The 18,286-nt window shown below is 65.5% G+C and carries 18 protein-coding genes; 6 read left to right on the plus strand and 12 right to left on the minus strand.

Going from position 1 to position 18,286, the window contains the following annotated elements; all coding sequences use genetic code 11:
• Window positions 1-2: 2 nt before the first annotated feature.
• Together ldtR and V5279_RS25785 are read right to left on the minus strand one after the other, a co-directional pair.
• The gene (gene ldtR, locus V5279_RS25780; RefSeq protein WP_338689214.1) at window positions 3-521 is read right to left on the minus strand and encodes a transcriptional regulator LdtR; all 519 of its coding nucleotides are present in this window, start codon (window positions 519-521) and stop codon (window positions 3-5) included.
• A 670-nt stretch (window positions 522-1,191) separates the two neighbouring features.
• Window positions 1,192-1,653, minus strand: coding sequence for a DUF6163 family protein (locus tag V5279_RS25785; protein WP_029081124.1), 462 nt, complete (start codon window positions 1,651-1,653; stop codon window positions 1,192-1,194).
• A 205-nt stretch (window positions 1,654-1,858) separates the two neighbouring features.
• Here V5279_RS25785 and hemB point away from each other — a divergent pair, with 205 nt between their 5' ends.
• Window positions 1,859-2,923: a porphobilinogen synthase gene (gene hemB / locus V5279_RS25790; RefSeq protein WP_338689216.1), complete on the plus strand. Its 1,065-nt coding sequence runs from the start codon at window positions 1,859-1,861 to the stop codon at window positions 2,921-2,923.
• A gap of 5 nt (window positions 2,924-2,928) precedes the next feature.
• On the opposite strand, the gene V5279_RS25795 is transcribed toward hemB, so the two are convergent.
• On the minus strand, window positions 2,929-3,519 hold the full coding sequence (locus tag V5279_RS25795) for a DUF6151 family protein (protein ID WP_338689218.1): 591 nt from the start codon (window positions 3,517-3,519) through the stop codon (window positions 2,929-2,931).
• 205 nt (window positions 3,520-3,724) lie between these two features.
• Between V5279_RS25795 and V5279_RS25800 the strand changes: the two genes are divergently transcribed.
• Together V5279_RS25800 and V5279_RS25805 are read left to right on the plus strand one after the other, a co-directional pair.
• The gene (locus V5279_RS25800) at window positions 3,725-4,282 is read left to right on the plus strand and encodes an RDD family protein (RefSeq protein ID WP_338689220.1); all 558 of its coding nucleotides are present in this window, start codon (window positions 3,725-3,727) and stop codon (window positions 4,280-4,282) included.
• Between the two features lie 86 nt (window positions 4,283-4,368).
• Window positions 4,369-5,145 (plus strand): arginyltransferase, encoded by a 777-nt coding sequence (locus V5279_RS25805; RefSeq protein WP_166296929.1) that lies wholly within the window; start codon window positions 4,369-4,371, stop codon window positions 5,143-5,145.
• Between the two features lie 13 nt (window positions 5,146-5,158).
• Here the strand turns inward: V5279_RS25805 and V5279_RS25810 are convergent, their stop codons facing one another.
• Window positions 5,159-6,532 (minus strand): Nramp family divalent metal transporter, encoded by a 1,374-nt coding sequence (locus tag V5279_RS25810; RefSeq protein WP_338689224.1) that lies wholly within the window; start codon window positions 6,530-6,532, stop codon window positions 5,159-5,161.
• A gap of 387 nt (window positions 6,533-6,919) precedes the next feature.
• On the opposite strand from V5279_RS25810, the gene V5279_RS25815 reads away from it, so the two are divergent.
• Window positions 6,920-8,161: an MFS transporter gene (locus tag V5279_RS25815; protein ID WP_338689226.1), complete on the plus strand. Its 1,242-nt coding sequence runs from the start codon at window positions 6,920-6,922 to the stop codon at window positions 8,159-8,161.
• Here the strand turns inward: V5279_RS25815 and V5279_RS25820 are convergent, their stop codons facing one another.
• Window positions 8,162-9,415: an adenylate/guanylate cyclase domain-containing protein gene (locus V5279_RS25820; protein ID WP_338689228.1), complete on the minus strand. Its 1,254-nt coding sequence runs from the start codon at window positions 9,413-9,415 to the stop codon at window positions 8,162-8,164.
• Window positions 9,416-9,589: 174 nt separating this feature from the next.
• On the opposite strand from V5279_RS25820, the gene V5279_RS25825 reads away from it, so the two are divergent.
• Window positions 9,590-9,781 carry a hypothetical protein gene (locus V5279_RS25825; RefSeq protein WP_166294491.1) on the plus strand — a complete coding sequence of 64 codons (192 nt, stop codon included), beginning with the start codon at window positions 9,590-9,592 and terminating at the stop codon, window positions 9,779-9,781.
• On the opposite strand, the gene V5279_RS25830 is transcribed toward V5279_RS25825, so the two are convergent.
• Window positions 9,782-10,660, minus strand: coding sequence for a DMT family transporter (locus V5279_RS25830; protein WP_338689232.1), 879 nt, complete (start codon window positions 10,658-10,660; stop codon window positions 9,782-9,784).
• Between the two features lie 92 nt (window positions 10,661-10,752).
• Between V5279_RS25830 and V5279_RS25835 the strand changes: the two genes are divergently transcribed.
• Window positions 10,753-11,574: a helix-turn-helix domain-containing protein gene (locus tag V5279_RS25835; RefSeq protein ID WP_338689234.1), complete on the plus strand. Its 822-nt coding sequence runs from the start codon at window positions 10,753-10,755 to the stop codon at window positions 11,572-11,574.
• Here V5279_RS25835 and V5279_RS25840 read toward each other — a convergent pair.
• The 6 genes from V5279_RS25840 to V5279_RS25865 form a co-directional block, all read right to left on the minus strand.
• Window positions 11,565-12,368, minus strand: a complete 804-nt coding sequence (locus V5279_RS25840; RefSeq protein ID WP_338701385.1) for an N-acyl homoserine lactonase family protein — start codon at window positions 12,366-12,368, stop codon at window positions 11,565-11,567. The genes V5279_RS25835 and V5279_RS25840 overlap by 10 nt on opposite strands.
• A gap of 53 nt (window positions 12,369-12,421) precedes the next feature.
• Complete coding sequence (gene dmeF / locus V5279_RS25845) at window positions 12,422-13,381, minus strand: CDF family Co(II)/Ni(II) efflux transporter DmeF (protein WP_338689236.1); 960 nt, start codon at window positions 13,379-13,381, stop codon at window positions 12,422-12,424.
• A gap of 149 nt (window positions 13,382-13,530) precedes the next feature.
• On the minus strand, window positions 13,531-14,481 hold the full coding sequence (locus V5279_RS25850; RefSeq protein WP_338689238.1) for a cation diffusion facilitator family transporter: 951 nt from the start codon (window positions 14,479-14,481) through the stop codon (window positions 13,531-13,533).
• A 207-nt stretch (window positions 14,482-14,688) separates the two neighbouring features.
• Window positions 14,689-16,944 carry a DNA topoisomerase IV subunit A gene (gene parC, locus V5279_RS25855; RefSeq protein WP_338689240.1) on the minus strand — a complete coding sequence of 752 codons (2,256 nt, stop codon included), beginning with the start codon at window positions 16,942-16,944 and terminating at the stop codon, window positions 14,689-14,691.
• A gap of 72 nt (window positions 16,945-17,016) precedes the next feature.
• On the minus strand, window positions 17,017-17,766 hold the full coding sequence (recO, locus tag V5279_RS25860) for a DNA repair protein RecO (protein WP_338689242.1): 750 nt from the start codon (window positions 17,764-17,766) through the stop codon (window positions 17,017-17,019).
• Between the two features lie 104 nt (window positions 17,767-17,870).
• The gene (locus V5279_RS25865; RefSeq protein WP_166294478.1) at window positions 17,871-18,251 is read right to left on the minus strand and encodes a hypothetical protein; all 381 of its coding nucleotides are present in this window, start codon (window positions 18,249-18,251) and stop codon (window positions 17,871-17,873) included.
• Window positions 18,252-18,286 lie beyond the last annotated feature (35 nt).

Consider the following 18,286-nt stretch of genomic DNA (forward strand, 5'->3'; position numbering starts at 1 on the left):
GATCAGAGGCGATACAGGATCTGGTCGGTCCAGAAGCGCTCGAGGCGGTGCAGCGACTTGTTGAGGCTCGCGAACTCCTCGTTCGAGATGCCGCCGACCTGCTCGACCGTCTTGACGTGCTTCTGATAGAGCGCATCGACGATCTTGCGGACTTCCTGGCCCTGCGGGGTCAGACGGATGCGGACCGAGCGGCGATCGACGCGCGAGCGCTGATGATCGAGGAAGCCGAACTCGACGAGCTTCTTCAGATTGTAGGAGACGTTGGAGCCGAGATAGTAGCCGCGGGTGCGCAGCTCGCCGGCGGTCAGCTCCTTGTCGCCGATGTTGTACAGCAGCAGCGCCTGCACCGAATTGATGTCGGCGCGGCCGCGGCGGTCGAATTCGTCCTTGATGACGTCGAGGAGCCGGCGATGCAGCCGCTCCACCAAAGTCAGTGCTTCGAGATAGAGCGGCTGCACCGGAGCTTGACCGGTAGCGCGATCGGCGGCATCCGCCGCCGTTGTCGCAACGGCTTTCATCATGACACTTCCCCTGTTTGTCGTTTTTATCGACTTTATTTCGACGAAACTTGTGTCCCGCCTGATAGGTCCAACGTAAGGGGGCCGTTTGAATATCCGCTTAAATAAGAGAATAAAGAGATCATGAATTTAAGACAGTGAATCGTGGATTAAGCCCATGGATCAAGGGCTTTTCGCAACTTTTCATTGACGGTGGCAGCCCCCTGTTCACGCTTCGTCTGCCTGCCCTGTCACATTCGGAAACAGCTTCGTTCGAATTCGAAACGGTGGCGTAACGGGTATGAGGGAACCCTTTACGGTGACCGAACGGTTACCGGAAAATTCTCTGAAAATTTTACGGGATCACGTCGCGGGATATATGCACGCGATGCGCGCATGCGGCCGGCCAGGTGTTGGCCGGAGGCTGACCGGTTCCGCCGTCGACCAGCGCAAAGCCGGCTAGCGCGTGCGCCAAGATCCGAGAGAAATGGGTCCCGACGGCAGGTCCCGCGGAGACGCTCCCTGAACACGGGATGTCTCGAAAGGGGTGCGATCTGTGGCACTCACCTAGCAGAACCAATAGCGCTGTCTTCTCGTTGCGCGCACCACTTCCATATAGTGGCTGCGGCCATCAGCTATTCGTCGCGCTGTCGCCGCGTTGCAACAGTGTATGCAGCCGTCGCTGCGTGCGGAGCTATGGCGGGCGTTCGCGGGCCGCCATCCAGGCGAGCGCGAGATAGGCCGCGAGCATCACGGCCTCGAGCCCGACCACGGTGAGGCTGCCGCCATAGATGCCGGGAAACATCAGCTCGATGACCGCCATCGAGACCACGGTGGTCAGCCAGACCACGGCGCCCCAGGGCGTTGCGAGCCAGAGACCGACGGCCGCGACAAGCTCGATGACAGCGAAATAGATCGTCGCGGTCTGCCAGGCCATCGACTGGTTCTCGAAGGCCTCCTCCTCGCCGCCGACGAAGCCGGTGACCTGAGCCCAGTGATAGAGGCCCTTGGCGACCGAGACGACGGCCATGATGCGCAGGAAGATGACGAGGCGCCGCGTCCACGCATTGTCGTCCGGCTCGATCCGGTCGGATGAGATCGCGCTCACCGAGATGGCGTTGTCCCGCGCCTGATCGCGTGCAGAGGTGTCAGACATCCGAATCGCCGCAGAACGGCTGCCAAATGGGGTTCATGGCGCAGTCTTGGCCCGCCAGCCGCGCAAAATCAATTGCCGTTGCGGCAAATCAAGGGCGCCAAGGATGCAATAGAGGTGCAATAGCGGCGCAATGACGGCGCCCCTGACAGGTGCTAGAATTGGACTTATATCAGGTCCAGACCAGCCGTCCCCGAGGAGAGAAGACATGGCGATCAAATTCGGGCGCCCGATCGAACTGCGCGATGCGCCGCGGCGCCAGACCGAGGCCCTCGCCTCCCCCTCGCTCGACCTGACGATCCGGATGCGCCGCAACCGCAAGACCGAATGGGCCCGCCGCCTGGTGCGCGAGAACGTGCTGACCACGAACGACCTGATCTGGCCGATGTTCGTGGTCGACGGCCACAACACCCGCACGCCGGTGGCCTCGATGCCGGGCGTCGACCGCCTCACCGTCGACCAGATCGTCCGCGACGCCGAGCGCGCGGCCAGGCTCAATATTCCGTGCATCGCACTATTCCCCTTCACCGAGCCGTCGCTGCGCGACGAGCAGGGCTCGGAGGCGCTCAATCCCGACAATCTGGTCTGCCAGGCGGTGCGGGCGATCAAGAAGGAATTTCCCGATATCGGCGTGCTCTGCGACGTCGCGCTCGATCCTTTCACCAGCCACGGCCATGACGGGCTGATCGAAGGCGGCAGGATCCTCAACGACGAGACGGTCGCGGTGCTGGTCAAGCAGGCTCTGACCCAGGCCGAGGCCGGCTGCGACGTGATCGCGCCGTCGGACATGATGGATGGCCGCATCGGCGCGATCCGCGAGGCGCTCGACGACAACGGCTTTGGTGACGTGCAGATCATGTCCTATGCGGCGAAATATGCCTCGGCATTTTACGGCCCGTTCCGCGACGCCATCGGCTCGGCCAAGACGCTGACCGGCGACAAGCGCACCTACCAGATGGACAGCGCCAATTCCGACGAGGCGCTGCGCGAGGTCGAGCTCGACATCGCCGAGGGCGCCGACATGGTGATGGTGAAGCCGGGCATGCCCTATCTCGACATCGTCCGCCGCGTGAAGGACAATTTTGCGATGCCGACCTTCGTCTACCAGGTGTCCGGCGAATACGCGATGATCGCGGGCGCCGCCGCCAATGGCTGGATCGACGGCGAGCGCGCGATGATGGAGAGCCTGCTCGGCTTCAAGCGCGCCGGCGCCGACGGCATCCTGACCTATTTCGCACCGCAGGCCGCCGAGAAGATCAAGGCGGAATCGTAAGGGCGCTACACGGGTCCGGCCGGCGCGGTTGGACGTGGACCGCACAGCGGGCGCAGCGCCTCGCGCTCGCCCTGCGACAGCACCGTCAGCGGGTAGATCGGCTCATTTGTCTCGCGCTTGAAGAACGGATGCGGCCAGGTCCTGCCGCGCAGGCGCCAGCCCAACACCTTGCCGATCACGCGCAGGATCAGCGACGGCTTGAAGCCGGTCGATCCCTTCGGGGCTTCGCCGATTGCATATTTGCCGAGGATTGCGCCGGTTGGCTTGCCGAAAACCTCGTCCACGCGCGACGCACCGCCGTCGAAGGCCTGCACCGCAATTCCGACGAACGGGACGGCAGGTGTCAGCGAGTTGCCCACCGGCGAATTGCAGCAGGTGGTGTGCCATCGGTACAGCCCCTTTGGCGTCAGCCGCAGTCCGACGATCCTGTCATGCCCCTGCACGAAGCTGAGCGACGCCGGTGCGACCTGGACGATGTCGGTGCCGCCGTGGACATCGAGCAGATCGGCCCGGCCGACCCGATGCATGAAGGCCTGGCAGTCGTCGCAGTAGCAGACGACGCGATTGACGGCCGTTGGTGCCGCGTTCGTGACCACGCCTCGAACCTCTCCGCAGCGGCAGCGCAACCCGATTTGTGTTCCCATATGTCCCCCGCCGTCGCACAACCTCCAGCCTACACCGGGGCGGGCGCTTCCGGCCGCCGAATCGCCTGATTATTTCGGCTAGTTAATGTTCGCGCGGACTTGGCAGGCGAGCCTCCTGCTCCCATGTCCTGCGCGGGACTTTCATCGGAGGTTGGTCATGTCCTATGGCAATGACGGCGGCACCTGGCGCAACGAAGCCTGGCGCAACGACGGCGGCGTTCCCCCGCATGCGTTCGATCCGTTGATGCAGCCGGACCTGTTCCGCGGCGTGCTGACGCGACGCGTGTTCGCGTTCCTGATCGACCTCGTCGTGCTGTCGGTGCCGGTGATCCTGGCGGTGATCTTCACCGCGGTGTTCGGCGTCGTCACGCTCGGCCTCGGCTGGGCGCTGTTCTGGCTGGTGTCGCCGGCCTCGATCGTCTGGGCCATCGTCTATTACGGCGCCTCGATCGGCGGGCAGCACTCGGCCACCATCGGCATGCGCATGATGGATCTGGAACTGCGCACCTGGTACGGCGCGCGCGGTTATTTCGTGCTCGGCGCCACCCATGCGGTGCTGTTCTGGGTGACGATCTCGTTCCTGTCGCCGCTGGTGCTGCTGGTCGGACTCCTCAACGGCCGCCGCCGGCTGCTGCACGACATCATCCTCGGAACCGTCGTTATCAACAGCTCGGTCCGGACCCCGGTCAGCCCGGCCGCGCGGGCCTACTATTAGGCCCGCCTAAACCAATTGACCGTTAGCCTCCGGAGGGCGATGCTAACTCGGCTGCCTGTATTGTTTGTGGAGCCCGACGATCTGACGTGACCCAGCACTCGCGTGATACCCCCCAGTTCTATCTGACGGCGCCCTCACCGTGCCCCTATCTGCCGGGCCGGCACGAGCGCAAGGTTTTCACGCACCTGGTCGGCGACAAGGCGGGCGATCTCAACGACTTGCTGACCCATGGCGGCTTCCGCCGCAGCCAGTCGATCGCCTACCGCCCGGCCTGCGACGCCTGCCGGGCCTGCGTCTCGGTCCGGGTCGTCGCCAACGAATTCCGCCCGTCCCGCAACTTCCGCAAGGTGCTGGCCCGCAACGCCGACATCATCGGCGAGCAGCGCACCGCGGTGCCGACCTCTGAGCAATATTCGGTGTTCCGGGCCTATCTCGACCGCCGCCACCGCAACGGCGGCATGGCCGACATGACGGTGCTCGACTACGCGATGATGGTAGAGGACAGCCATGTCGAGACCCGGATCATCGAGTACCGCAAGCGCAATGCCGACAGCGCCATCACCGGCCGCGGCGACGAGCTGATGGCGGTGGCGCTGACCGACGTGCTCAGCGACGGGCTGTCGATGGTCTATTCGTTCTTCGAGCCGGGGCTGGAAAGCCGCTCGCTCGGTACCTTCATGATCCTCGATCATATCGCCCGCGCCCGCCGCCAGGGCCTGCCCTACGTCTATCTCGGCTACTGGATCGAGGGCTCGAAGAAGATGGACTACAAGGGCCGCTTCCTGCCGCAGCAACGGCTCGCGCCGTCGGGCTGGCTGCGCGTCGACGCCACGGGTGAAGCGCTGGCCGAGCCGCAGGACTAGCGCATCAGACGCTCTAGGTGCCGAAGAACGTATCGATCAGCAGCTTCACGTTCAGGATCACGATCAAGCCGGCGACGATCCAGGCCATCACCGCGACCGGCAGCGAAATCGCGAACGCGCCCATCTTGCGCTTGTCGGACACGAAGCGCACCAGCGGGATCACCGCGAACGGCAGCTGCATCGACAGCACGACCTGGCTGAACACGAGCAGTTGCGCGGTGCCACTCTCGCCATAGAGCGCGGCGACCACGATGACCGGGACGATCGCGATGCCGCGCGTCACCACCCGCTGCGCCCAGTTGGGCATCCGCAGGTTCAGAAAACCCTGCATCACGATCTGGCCGGCCAGCGTCGCCGTCACCGTCGAGTTGAGGCCGGACGCGAGCAGCGCCACGGCAAACAGCGTCGAGGCGATGCCGAGGCCAAGCAGCGGCGACAGCAGCTCGAACGCCTGGTCGATTTCGGCGACGTCGGAATGGCCGCTCTTGTGGAAGGTCGCGGCCGCCAGCACCAGGATCGCGGCGTTGACGAACAGCGCCAGCATCAGCGCGATAGTGGAATCGGTGGTCGCCCATTTGATCGCGTCGCGCCGCCCCTCCTCGGTGCGCGGATAGGCGCGGGTCTGCACGATCGAGGAGTGCAGATAGAGGTTATGCGGCATCACGGTGGCGCCGATGATGCCGATCGCGATGTAGAGCATCTCCGGATTGGTGACGATCTCGCGCGACGGCATGAAGCCGCCGATCACGCCGGCAATCGGCGGCGCGGCGGCTGCGATCTGGACCACGAAGCAGACCGCAATGACGATCAGCAGCGCGATCACGAAGGCTTCGAGGAAGCGGAAGCCGCGGTTCATCAGCAGCAGCAGCAGGAACGCATCGAGCGCCGCGAGCAGCGCGCCCCCGATCAAGGGAATGCCGAACAAGAGCTTCAGCGCGATCGCGGTGCCGATCACCTCGGCGAGGTCGCAGGCGATGATCGCGGCCTCGCAGGCCAGCCAGAGCACGAAATTGACCGGCCGCGAATAGGTCGCGCGGCAGGCCTGGGCGAGATCGCGGTCGGTGGCGATGCCAAGCCGCGCCGCAAGCGCCTGCAGCAGAATCGCCATCAGGTTCGACAGCAGGATGACCGACAGCAGCGTGTAGCCAAACTTCGATCCGCCGGCGATATCGGTGGCCCAATTGCCGGGGTCCATGTAACCGACCGAGACCAGATAGCCCGGCCCGGCGAACGCCAGCAGCCGCCGCCACCACACGCCACCAATGGGCACCGCGACGGTCGCATTCACCTCGGGCAGGCTGCGCGCATGAGCGGCGTCGCCGCGCCAGCCTCCTGGCACGGTGACGGGAAGAGAAACAGAAGGCATTTCAGGCGTCCGAGCGTCCATTCAGCCAACATGACCGAACTCACTCGTTATTGCAACTCATTTGCAACTGCATCTAGGATCACGAAAATGAAACCGCCGCCCCGCCTTCCCGGCACCGCAAGACCCCGCCGCCTGTCCAGGCCCAGGGCGGAGGGATCGCCAGCGACGCCGAAGGGATCGCTCCTCCAGCGCATCGCTTGCGGACAATCACCAGAACGGGCGCGAGCGTCACGCCGATACAGCGGCAAGCACAGGGCATGTTCGGCGCAGCGGATCGACGCCGATGCCAATTTCGCGCGTGACAACATTCGCATGGCGAGGACGCTGACGCGGTGTCGGGAAACGGGTGGGATCGGACGCCGTCCAATCCCACACTATGGTCAGATCGAATGTCCCAAGGATACTGCCATGTCCGCCGATACGCCTCGCCTGCCGGCCACCTTCAATCGTCTGGCCTGGTCCAACCTCGCCGCGCAATCGGCCGACCAGATCGCGCTTGCGGCTGCGCCCATCGTCGCCGTGCTGCTGCTCGGCGTCGGCGAAGGCCAGACCGGCCTCTTGCAGACCGCACTGACGCTGCCCTTCATCCTGTTTGCGATCCCCGCCGGCCTGTTGGCCGACCGCGTGTCGCGGCGCTGGGTGATGGCGGGCTCCGAGGCGTTGCGCGCCGCGGCCCTTGCCGCGATCCTGCTGTTGTTGTGGCTCGGCCTGATGACGCTGCCGCTGCTCGCTCTGCTCGGCTTCGTGGCGGTTTGCGGCACGGTCGCCTACAGCGTCGCAGCGCCTGCGCTGGTCCCCTCGCTGGTGACGTCACAGCAATTGCCGGCCGCCAACGCCCGCATCGAGCTTGCCCGCACCGTCGCCTTTGCCAGCGGCCCCGCGCTCGGCGGCGTGCTGGTCGGCTGGGTCGGCGCTGCGCCCGCGTTCGGCTTCGCCGCGGCGCTGTCGGCGATCGCAGTCGTGCTGCTCGCCGGCATCTACGAGCCGGCGCGTCCGCCCGCACCGCGGCGTCATCCGCTGCAGGACATCAAGGAAGGCGCGGCCTTCGTGATGCACCACGCTTTGCTGCGGCCGGTGTTCATCACCCAGTTCATCTTCAACACCGCATCCTTCTTGCTGCTCGCGGTGTTCGTGCCCTATGCGGTGCGCCATCTCGGGCTCAGCGCCACCGGGGTCGGCACGACGCTTGCGATGTACGGGGTCGGCATGGTGGTCGGCGCGCTGTTCGCAACCCGCGTGATGAAGCGGCTGGCGTTCGGCACCGTGATCGGGCTCGGCCCGGTCACCGGCTTCGTCGCCGCGGCCGTGATGGCGCTGACGACGTGGTTTCCGACACCGCTGCTCGCCGGCCTCAGCTTCTTCCTGCTCGGCGTCGGCCCGATCCTGTGGGTGATCTCGACCACCACGCTGCGGCAGTCGGTGACGCCGCCTTCGCTGCTCGGCCGCGTCTCGGCGATCAACATCATGAGCTACGGCGCCCGCCCGCTCGGCTCCGCGCTCGGTGCCATCGTCGGCGGCCTCTACGGCGCCGAAGCCTGCCTCTACCTCGCGGCCGCGATCTTCGCCGCCCAGGCGCTGGTGATCCTGATGTCGCCTGCGGTGTCGCTGACACGGCAGCCCGACATGGTCGGCGAGCCCGTGCGCTGCTGATCAGCTCGCCAAGTACCGTTCATACTTGCCGCCGACGACCTCGTCGGCGGCAACGGCCGGATCCAGCGTATAGAGATCCTGCGCGTGGCCGATCCCGCGCAGCACGAAGCGGCCGGTAGAGACCAGATAGTTGCGGCCGGCGGCGTCGAGCCCGGTGCGGAAGTCGGTCGAGGTCAGCAACTCCCGGTCGACCGAGGCGCACATCGAGGCGATCCGGCTGACCTCGTTGACCGCAGGTCCGACCACCGTGAAATCGAGGCGGTCCTCGCTGCCGATATTGCCGTAGAAGACCTCGCCGACATGGAGCCCGACATAGGCTGATGTGGTCGGTCGCCCCTCGTTCTCGCGGCGATCGTTCAGCACCCGCATATTATGACGGAATCTGTGCTCGGCCCGCAGCGCCGCGCGCTTGGCGCCCGTCATGTTCTCGCTGGTGAACATCGCCAGCACGCCGTCGCCGATCAGCTTCAGCACCTCGCCGCCGGCATCATGGATCGCGTCGATCGAGGCCTGGGCATAGTCGTTGAGGAACGGAATGATCTCGTCGGGGCCGATGCGCTCGCTGATCGCGGTCGAGCCGCGCACGTCGGAGTACCACAGCACGGCCTTGATCTTCTCGGTGATGCCGCGCTGCATGCGCCCGCGCAGCACCTGCTCCGCCGTCTCGCGGCCGAGATAGACCCGCCCGAGCGTGCGGGCGATCTCGACCTGCGCCGCCGATTTGATCGCGAGCCCGAGCACCGGCACCAGGTCGCGCAGCGCCGCCATGTGGTTGGCATCGAACCCGTCCGAATGGCGGGTGGTGTAGTAGGAGTAGAAGCAGTCCATCTCGCCGATCGTGCCGGCCTCGCCGAAGCGATGCACGAACGCGGCGAAATGCTTGTGGCCCTTCTCGGCGAGGTCGCCGATCATCGAAAAATCGTGCGAGCCGGTGAGATCGATCACCATCTCGTCATGGCCGTTTTCGAGCATGTGGTAGAAGGCCGACCGCCGCCAGTTCTGGCTGGCTTCGCCGCTGCTGGTCGAGCCGTATTCGAAGATGTCGGCCTCGTTGCTCTCGCCGTCGTTCCAGCGGAAACCGCGTCCCTCGAAGATCGGATGCAGGGTGTCGATGAACACGATCGCCCGCGACAGCGGCATGCCGGCGGCCCGGCACCGCTCGCAGAAGCCGCGCAGCAGGTCGTTTTCCGGCAGGCCGGTCAGACCCTGTCGGACCAACCAATTCATGAGGCGCAAACGGGGCGTCAGTTCCATACTTTGGATTATGCCGGGCAATTGGTGCGGGAGGAAGGGCTGGTCGTCGCGTGACAGATGCGGACGCCGATGCAGCATTGCAAGGCCGCCCGCCTCACCATTTCGCGCGGAACACCGCCGCTGAAGCCTGAGATTCCCGCTTCCCTTTGCTGCGGCCTTCGCGCACAAGAGCGCATGGACAATGATGCTGCCCCGCCAAATCCGATCCGACGCTTCATGCAATGGGCGATCACCCCGCCGCAAGCCTATGGGGTCTATCTTGCCGGCCTCATCCTGATCTTCACCCTGTCGTTCTACGCCGGCACGCTGAAGCCGAAGCACGTGCCCGGCCCGCCGCCGACCGCACCATCAGCCCCGCGCAGCTGATCAGGCCGGTTTGGTCTCCGACGTCGCGATCCAGATTCCGGCGAATACCGCGATCAGACCGACGACCAGATTGACCGTGATCGGCTCCCCGACCAGCTGCTTGGCAAGCAGGCCTGCGGCGATCGGATTGACCGTCATGGTGTTGGCAACACGGGTCGGCGATGCCCGCTCCAGCGCCAGCACCCACAGGATGAAAGCGAGCGCGCCGCCGGCTATTCCGAGATAGAGCCCGGCGATCCACTGCGGCGTGCCGGAATCGCGCAACGTCGCCAGGCTGCCGGTGAACATCCCGACCGCCACCAGCGCGGCCGCTCCCGCGCCCATGCCCACGGCGAGGAAGCCGAGCGCGCTGGAGCGACGGATGAACGGTCGCGACAGCACGTTGTAGAACGCCATGCAGAGCACCGCGGCGGCCATGATCAACTCGCCGCGCCATGCCCCCGGTGGCGCCGCCGACAGCCCGGATGCCAGCGCGGCCGCCACGCCGAGCACCGCGATCGAGACCCCGGCCGATTTGCGCATCGTCAGCGGTTCGATGCCGAGCAAGGCGCCGACCACCATGGTGGAGAGCGGCAAGGTCGCCAGCGCAAGGCCGGCGCGCGCCGCGGTCGTGTAGGACATCGCGAGGTTATAGAGCACGAAGAACACCCCGAAGAAGGCAACGCCGAGTGCTGCGACCGCCGGCAGATCCTCGCGCCGCGGCCATTTCGCGCCGAGCAGGACCGCGGCCGGGAGCACGCAGAGAAATCCGATCGCCCAGCGCAGGATCGCCAGCGTGATCGGGTCGGCGTTACCAGCCAAATAGCGCGTGATCGCCGCCGCCGTACCGCCGAGGCAACTCGAGACCAGTGCAATCGCAACGCCGATCCACTCGCCCATCCTGCTCCCCATGCGTTTCGTGTTCGCTTGTGGCATCTTGCCGAGTGAGATCATTCCGGCAACTACTTCACAGGTATTTTCGGCAGGTATCCATGTCGCAGCAGCACGATTTTGCAGCCAGCCTGCGCTGGTGGCGGCAGCGCAAGGGCCACTCGCAACTCGAGCTCGCCGGGCGCGCGGACATCTCCCAGCGCCATCTCAGCTTCCTCGAGCTCGGGCGCGCCGCACCGAGCCGCGACATGGTGATCCGGCTCGCTGCGGCGCTCGACGTGCCGTTGCGCCAGCAGAACGCGCTCTTGGTCGCGGCCGGCTTCGCGCCGGTATGGCGGCAAACCGACCTTGCCGCGCCGGAGCTCGCCCAGATCCGTCACGCGCTGGATTTCATACTGGCGCAGCAGGAGCCGTTTCCCGCGGTCGTGGTCGACCGGCACTGGAATCTGTTGCTCGCCAATGCAGGCGCCGGGCGGCTGGTGGAATTCCTGGTCGGACCACCGGCGCCCGGCACGCCCGTCAATCTCGCCGACGCGCTGGTCGCGCCCGACGTGCTGCGCCCCTATCTCACCAACTGGGCCGAGGTGGCCGGCTATTTCGTCCGCAGCGTCGAAGCCGATGCCGCCGCCGACGGCACCACCGCAACAGTGGAACTGCTCAAGCGCCTGCTGTCCTATGACGGTGTCGAGGCCGCGTTGGCCGCGCCGCCCGCGGGGCCGGCGTCCGGACCGGTGCTGCCGATGCTGTTCCGCAAGGGCGATGTCGGCCTGCAGCTGTTCACCACAATCGCAACGCTCGGAACGCCCCAGGACGTCACGCTGCAGGAGCTGCGCATCGAAAGCTTCTTTCCGATGGACGAGGCGACGGCGCAGCTGTTTCGGAATTGGTCGAAAGCAAATAGCGCCAAAGCGGCTCAATCATAGAAGTCCGGCGACATTTTCAGCCCGTCGCGCTGCGCCTTGTCGTGGTTGATCCAGAGCTGCGCCTTTTCCTTGGTCAGCGTGTCGGCGATCTTCTGCATCGAGGCCAGCGTCTGGTCCTTGCTGGCGTTCAGGCTCGGCACGCGCCGATTGTCCCAATTATCCTTGAAGTGAACGGCATCACCGGTCAGCACGACTGCACCGGTCTTCGGCAGCTTCACCAGCAGCGATTGGTGGCCGGGCGTGTGGCCCGGTGTCGACAGGATGGTGACGCTGCCGTCGCCGAACACGTCGCGGTCGCCTTCCAGCTTGGTGACGGGATGCTCAGGCTTGAAGCGCGGCGCGTTGTTGGTGCCAGGCCACTCATATTCTGCCTTCTGCACATACAGCATCGCGGCCGGGAACAGCTCGACATTGCCGATGTGATCGGGATGGGTGTGCGAGACGGCGATTGCCTTGATGTCCGACGGCTTGACCCCGAGCTGGTCGAGGTGCGCGGCGAGCGTCTTCGGCCGCCGCCAGGTGACCGCCTTGGGATCGGCAGGCGCAAGGCCGTTCGGCATCGCCGCCACCGCGTCGGGAATGCCGGTGTCCCACAGGAACCAGCCCTGCGCGTGCTTGATCAGATAGCAATTGTCGACGAAGTCCATCGACTTGCCTTCATTCACGCCGGGCGACCAGCGCGAAATGTCACCGGCAACGCCCTCGCCGCAGTTGAGGATGTACAGTTTCTCGACGCCTGAATTCGCCGGCTGAGCGCCGGCCTGCGGCGTCGCACCCGCGACCCACAGCAACATCACGAGACCGATTGCCTTCTTCATGTTGCCCTCCGTTGGCCCGGCGTAACACATCAATGCGCGTGGTCGTGATCCGGACAGGTCTCGACTTCGACCGTGATGTGGCTGAGGCCGGACAGGCCGCCGAGCCGGCGCTTGTAGGTCGCAGGCGGCAGCGGGTGATCCGAGACCACCGAGATCACGGCGGCACGGTGGCCGGGGCCGACCTGCCACAAATGCAGGTCGGTGACGCGGTCGCCCTTGGCTTCGATGCGTTTGCGGATGGTGGTCTCCAGATGCGCGTCGGCGCTGACATCGAGCAGCACGGCGCCGGCCGCGCGGATCAGGCCATAGGCCCAGCTCGCGATCACGATGCTGCCGATGATGCCGACCAGCGGATCGGCCCAGACCCAGTTCGCAACCATCGCGACCAGCAGCGCGCCAATCGCCAGGATCGACGTCGCGGCGTCGGCCAGGACATGGACATAGGCGGCGCGCAGATTGTTGTCGTGGTGATGACCGTGATCATCGTCATGGCGATGATCGTCGCCATGGCCGTGATGATGGTGATGATCATGGTCATCGCGCAACAGCCAGGCGCTGGTCAGGTTGACGACGAGACCGAGCGCCGCGACCATGATCGCCTCGCTGTAGGCGATCGGCACCGGGTGCAGCAGCCGGTCGATGCTCTCCCACGCAACCTGGATCGCGACCATCGCCAGGATGATCGCGCTGGAGAACGCGGCGAGGTCGCCGAACTTGCCGGTCCCGAACGAGAAGCGTGCATTGCCGGCCTGGCGCCGCGCCAGCAGATAGGCGAGCCCTGCGATGCCGAGCGCGGCCGCGTGCGTCGCCATGTGCCAGCCATCAGCCAACAGCGCCATCGACCCGGACAGCCAGCCTGCGACGATCTCGCCGACCATCATCACGGCCGTAAGCGCGACCACGATCCAGGTCCGGCGCTCGTTCTTGGAATGCCCGGCGCCGAGGAAGACGTGCTCGTGGGTCCACTGATCGATCGAATGCGAGTGCATGGCTATTCTCCGAGAAACTGCGCGATGGCGATGCGATCAGCGCCAGTGCTAAAGCGCGATGAGATGAGGGTGAGTCATTGTCGCGCCTTAGCTTCTTGTCTGAGCATGATCTTTTCGGAAAACCGCTTCGCACTTTTCCGGATCATGCTCTAGACCATTTCGGCCGGCGCCAGCCGGCAGGTCTCGCTGCTGATTTCGACCTGCAGCGTAGCATGGTGGATGCTGAACCGCTCCGACAGCTTTGCACAGACCTGATGCAGGAACGCATCGTCATGTCCGCCGGGGCGCACCAGGTGTGCGGTCAACGCGGTTTCGCTCGTGCTCATCGCCCAGATGTGCAGGTCGTGTACCTCGGTGACGCCATCGAGCGCGGCCAGATAATCCCTCACTTCCTTGAGATCGATGCCCCTCGGCACCGCGTCCAGCGCGAGGTTGACGCTGTCGCGCGCAAGTTCCCAGCCGCTCAGCAATACGACCACGGCGATGACCAGGCTGATCGCGGGATCGAGCCATTGCCAGCCTGTCGCCATGATCAGCAGCGCGGCAACGACGACGCCGAGCGAGACGCCGGCATCGGCCGCCATATGCAGATAGGCGCCGCGGACATTGAGGTCGCTGTCGCGGCCGCGCATGAACAGCAGCGCGGTGCCGCCATTGATCAGGATGCCGAGCGCCGCGACCCAGACCACGATCCAGCTTGCCACCTCGGCAGGCTCGCGGAAGCGGTTGATCGCCTCGACCGCAATGCCGCCGACCGCGATCAGGAGCAGCCCGGCATTGAACAGCGCCGCCAGGATCGAGGCGCGGCGGTAGCCATAGGTGTGGGTATCGGTCGGGCGCTTGCCGGCGAGCCACGCCCCGCCCCAGGCCAGCAGCAGCGCGATGACGTCGGAGAGATTGTGAACCGCGTCGGAGACCAGCGCCAGCGAGTTGGCGGAATAGCCGAAGATCAGCTCGGCGATGACGAAGGCGGTGTTGAGCGACGCGCCGATTGCGAAGGCCGCGCCGAAACTGTCGGGCACGTGGCTGTGCCCGGCATGGGAATGCCCGGCGTGGGAATGACCGCTGTGGTCATGGTCGTGGTCGTGATTGTGCGCCATGGCAACCGTCGCCCGCTATCGTCGGCGACGGTTATAGCGCGGTGAAATGTGGATACTATCACACCGCTGGCGGCGCTCCGTAGCCCGGATGGAGCGCAGCGCAATCCGGGATCGTTGCCAAATGTGACAGCGGCCCCGGATTTCGCGGAGCCCGTCATCGGGCGCGCATTCGCGCGACCCGTTGGCTCCATCCGGGCTACGCTTCCACTACTCCACGCCGCGGTTGAACTTGTTCGACTTCGGCAGGCCGTGTGCGAGCCGGCCGGCGTCGGCACGGTTGCCGCGCCAGTCGGCCAGCTCCTTCAGGGTCATGCTGTGCTCGCGGCCGGCGGAATCCTTCCAGGTCAGGCCGGTCTTGGAATCGAACACCGCGACATCGGACAGCGAGGCACTGGTGTATTTCTGCAGGCGCATGCCGCGGCCGCGCGCCATCTCCGACACCTGGTCGAGACCGAACAGCACCATCTTGTGGTTGGTGCCGATCACCGCGACGGTGTCGCCGGTTACGGTCGTGATCGCACAGGCTTCGTTCGGCGCATCGACGATGAGCACCTGCTTGCCCTTGCGGGTATTGCCGACGCAGTCCTCTTCCTTGACGACAAAACCCTGCCCCTCGCTGCTCGCGATCAGGAACTTGCGCTCGCCCTTGTTGACGAACAGCGAGATGATCGCGGCGTCCTGCTCGAGGTCGATGAACATCCGGATCGGCTCGCCATGGCCGCGGCCGCCCGGCAGCTTGGCGACGTCGAGCGAGTAGAACTTGCCGTTGGTGGCAAACAGCAGCAGCTTCGAGGTGGTCTCGGCAAAGAACGAGTGCTCGAGCTTGTCGTCGGTCTTGAAGGCGAGCCCCGAGAGATCCTCGACGTGCCCTTTCAGCGTCCGCACCCAGCCCTTCTCGGAGATCACGACGGTGCACGGCTCGCGCTCGACCAGCGCTTCCTCGATCGCGGCGAGATCATGCTCGGGCGCATCGGCAAAGGTGGTGCGGCGCTTGCCGAGCGGCGTCTTCGGCCCAAAGATGTCGCGGACCTTGCGCACCTGGTCGCTGACCTTCGTCCATTGTTCGGTCTCGGAGCCGAGCAGGCCCTCGAGGCCCTTCAGCTCCTTGCGCAGATCCTTGTCCTCGGTGCGGATCTCCATCTCCTCCAGGCGGCGCAAATTGCGCAGGCGCATGTTGAGGATGGCATCGGCCTGGATGTCGGAGAGCTTGAAGGTCTTCATCAAGACCGGCTTCGGCTCGTCCTCGGTGCGGATGATCTTGATCACCTTGTCGAGGTTCAGATAGGCGACGAGGTGGCCGCCCAGCACTTCCAGGCGGTGCTCGATCCGGGTCTTGCGGAAGTTGGAACGCCGCACCAGCACGTCGCGCAGATGGTCGAGCCATTCGCGCAGGCACTCGGCGAGGCCGACCACCTTCGGGATACGGCCCTTGATCAGCACGTTGAGGTTCAGCGAGATCTTGCTTTCCAGCTCGGTCAGCCGGAACAGCGACTCCATCATCAGCGCCGGATCGACGGTGCGCGACTTCGGCTCGATGACGAAGCGGACGTCCTCCGCGGATTCATCGCGCACGTCGCCGACCAGCGGCAGCTTCTTCTGGTCGAGCAGCTCCGAGATCTTCTCGTGCATGCGCGACTTCTGCACCAGCCACGGGATTTCGGTGACGACGACCACCCAGGCGCCGCGGGCGCCCTCCTCCACCGACCAGCGGGCGCGGGTACGAAAGGAGCCGCGGCCGGTGGTATAGGCCTCGATGATCGATTCCTTGGAATCGACGACGATGCCGCCGGTCGGGAAGTCCGGGCCCTTGACCCATTTCAGCAGCGCCTTCGACTTGGCGTCGGGCTTCTCGATCAGATGCAGCGCGGCGTCGCAGAGTTCGGCGGCGTTGTGCGGCGGGATCGAGGTCGCCATGCCGACCGCAATCCCCTGCGCGCCGTTGGCGAGCAGATTCGGGAAGCCGCCCGGCAGCACCACCGGCTCTTTGGTCTGGCCGTCGTAATTGGCGCGAAACTCGACGCCGTCCTCGTCGATGCCTTCGAGCAAGAGCCGCGCGACCTCGGTCATGCGCGCTTCGGTGTAGCGGTAGGCGGCCGGATTATCGCCGTCGATATTGCCGAAATTGCCCTGGCCGTCGACCAGCGGGTAGCGCGAGGAGAAATCCTGCGCCAGACGCACCATCGCGTCATAGATCGCCTGGTCGCCATGCGGATGGAACGAGCCCATCACGTCGCCGACGATCTTGGCCGACTTCTTGAAGGCCGCGCGCGGGTCGAGCCCGAGCAGGTCCATCCCGTAGAGGATACGCCGGTGCACCGGTTTCAGGCCGTCGCGGGCGTCCGGCAGCGCGCGATGCATGATGGTCGAGAGCGCATAGGCGAGATAGCGCTCCTCGAGCGCGTCACGCAGCGGCACCTCGTGAATTTCGGCCGGCTCTTCCGGCGGTATCTGTCGTTTTCCCATGGGGAGGCGTTAAACCTTGGCGGTGAATCGGGCAAGCCGCGAATCACCGCGAATTTAGGTTGCGAATCGGGCTTAAGGAACCGAGGTCCGGCTCCGCCGCCGGGTCACGGCGTTGATAAATCCGTCGCGGGCGTCGGAATGGCCCTGGCCGCGCGGCTCCAGCACGTGGCGGAGCAGGAACAGGCCGGTGACCTGGAAACCGTCGAGCAGGTCCTGATCCGACCAGCTGTTGGCGCCGCCTTCGCCTTCGCGCAGGAATGCCGGCAGCGGCAACAGCCGGTCGCGCCACGGCTCGCCGGCCGTGCGGGACACGGCGCCGCCGGATTTCGGAGACACGTAGACCAGGTCGGTGGTCTCCCCGGTGGCCGCGCAGTTTTCCAAATCGAGCCCGAAACCCAGCTCGGTCAGCATCGCGAGCTCAAACCGGATCAGGTGCACGGCGGCAACGCCGGCGTCATCGAAATCGTCGAGCGTCCCCTGCAGCATCTCGTAGATGTCTTCATGCGGATCGCGCTCCGGCAACAGCCGCGCCAGCGCCGCCAGATGCGTGACGCCATAGACCGCATGCGACGAGGCCAGCAGCGTCGCCGCCCGCAGCCGGGTGCCCTCCAGCACATACATCCCGAGATGCTCGTCGAGCCGCGCCCGCCACACCGCGGTGACGCTGTTGCCGGGCTGCAGCAGCGGCCGCATCCGCGAGCCGGCGCCGCCGCGCACCAGGCCGAGATGGCGGCCATGCTGGCGCGTCAACAGCTCGACGATGGCAGAGGATTCGCCATGCCGCCGCACCCCCAGCACGATGCCTTCGTCGGTCCATTCCATGGTTGCAAAAGTATCATGTGGGGCGGATCAGCGCAGCGTAATCCGCCGATATCGCCAGGAAGTTACACCGCGGGTTACGCTTCGCTAACCCGCCCTACGCAGGCTTACGCGTTGAACCAGCCTTGGGCGTCACCGGTGAAGGAATAATACAGCCCGGCCGTGGTCAGGATGCAGGACACCACCTCGATGGCGCTGTCGAGCTCCAAGCCCCTTTCGCCCATCACCTGCACCAGCGAGATCACCGACAGCACCAGCATGGCAGCCAGCGCCCAGCGCGGCCAGTTCTTGCGGTGCCGCGCGGCGAGCCGGACGAAATACACCAGCAGCAGGATCATGCACCCTGCCGTCAGCGTCTCGCCCGTGATCATCTGCTCGGTCCTCACGGCGGTCGGCGTGCGGTCCTGGAACGCCACCGACAGCGCGTCGAGCGTCAGCGACAGATAGAGCAGCACCTCAAACCACAGCACGTTTCTGGGCACATTCATTGCTCTGGGCACGCTCATTGCTCTGGGCACGTTCA

Origin of the sequence: Bradyrhizobium sp. 26S5, from assembly GCF_036923295.1 — a bacterium.
Classification (GTDB): domain Bacteria; phylum Pseudomonadota; class Alphaproteobacteria; order Rhizobiales; family Xanthobacteraceae; genus Bradyrhizobium; species Bradyrhizobium septentrionale.

Bases quoted from the DNA above. Each gene is read 5' to 3' on its own strand.
- V5279_RS25830 (WP_338689232.1), bottom strand. From the start codon at position 10,660: ATGGGCGAGTGGATCGGCGTTGCGATTGCACTGGTCTCGAGTTGCCTC.
- V5279_RS25815 (WP_338689226.1), top strand. From the start codon at position 6,920: ATGTCCGCCGATACGCCTCGCCTGCCGGCCACCTTCAATCGTCTGGCC.
- V5279_RS25820 (WP_338689228.1), bottom strand. From the start codon at position 9,415: ATGGAACTGACGCCCCGTTTGCGCCTCATGAATTGGTTGGTCCGACAG.
- recO (WP_338689242.1), bottom strand. From the start codon at position 17,766: ATGGAATGGACCGACGAAGGCATCGTGCTGGGGGTGCGGCGGCATGGC.
- V5279_RS25850 (WP_338689238.1), bottom strand. From the start codon at position 14,481: ATGGCGCACAATCACGACCACGACCATGACCACAGCGGTCATTCCCAC.
- dmeF (WP_338689236.1), bottom strand. From the start codon at position 13,381: ATGCACTCGCATTCGATCGATCAGTGGACCCACGAGCACGTCTTCCTC.
- V5279_RS25835 (WP_338689234.1), top strand. From the start codon at position 10,753: ATGTCGCAGCAGCACGATTTTGCAGCCAGCCTGCGCTGGTGGCGGCAG.
- parC (WP_338689240.1), bottom strand. From the start codon at position 16,944: ATGGGAAAACGACAGATACCGCCGGAAGAGCCGGCCGAAATTCACGAG.
- V5279_RS25825 (WP_166294491.1), top strand. From the start codon at position 9,590: ATGGACAATGATGCTGCCCCGCCAAATCCGATCCGACGCTTCATGCAA.
- hemB (WP_338689216.1), top strand. From the start codon at position 1,859: ATGGCGATCAAATTCGGGCGCCCGATCGAACTGCGCGATGCGCCGCGG.
- V5279_RS25800 (WP_338689220.1), top strand. From the start codon at position 3,725: ATGTCCTATGGCAATGACGGCGGCACCTGGCGCAACGAAGCCTGGCGC.
- V5279_RS25840 (WP_338701385.1), bottom strand. From the start codon at position 12,368: ATGTTGCTGTGGGTCGCGGGTGCGACGCCGCAGGCCGGCGCTCAGCCG.
- V5279_RS25810 (WP_338689224.1), bottom strand. From the start codon at position 6,532: ATGGACGCTCGGACGCCTGAAATGCCTTCTGTTTCTCTTCCCGTCACC.
- ldtR (WP_338689214.1), bottom strand. From the start codon at position 521: ATGATGAAAGCCGTTGCGACAACGGCGGCGGATGCCGCCGATCGCGCT.
- V5279_RS25785 (WP_029081124.1), bottom strand. From the start codon at position 1,653: ATGTCTGACACCTCTGCACGCGATCAGGCGCGGGACAACGCCATCTCG.
- V5279_RS25865 (WP_166294478.1), bottom strand. From the start codon at position 18,251: ATGAATGTGCCCAGAAACGTGCTGTGGTTTGAGGTGCTGCTCTATCTG.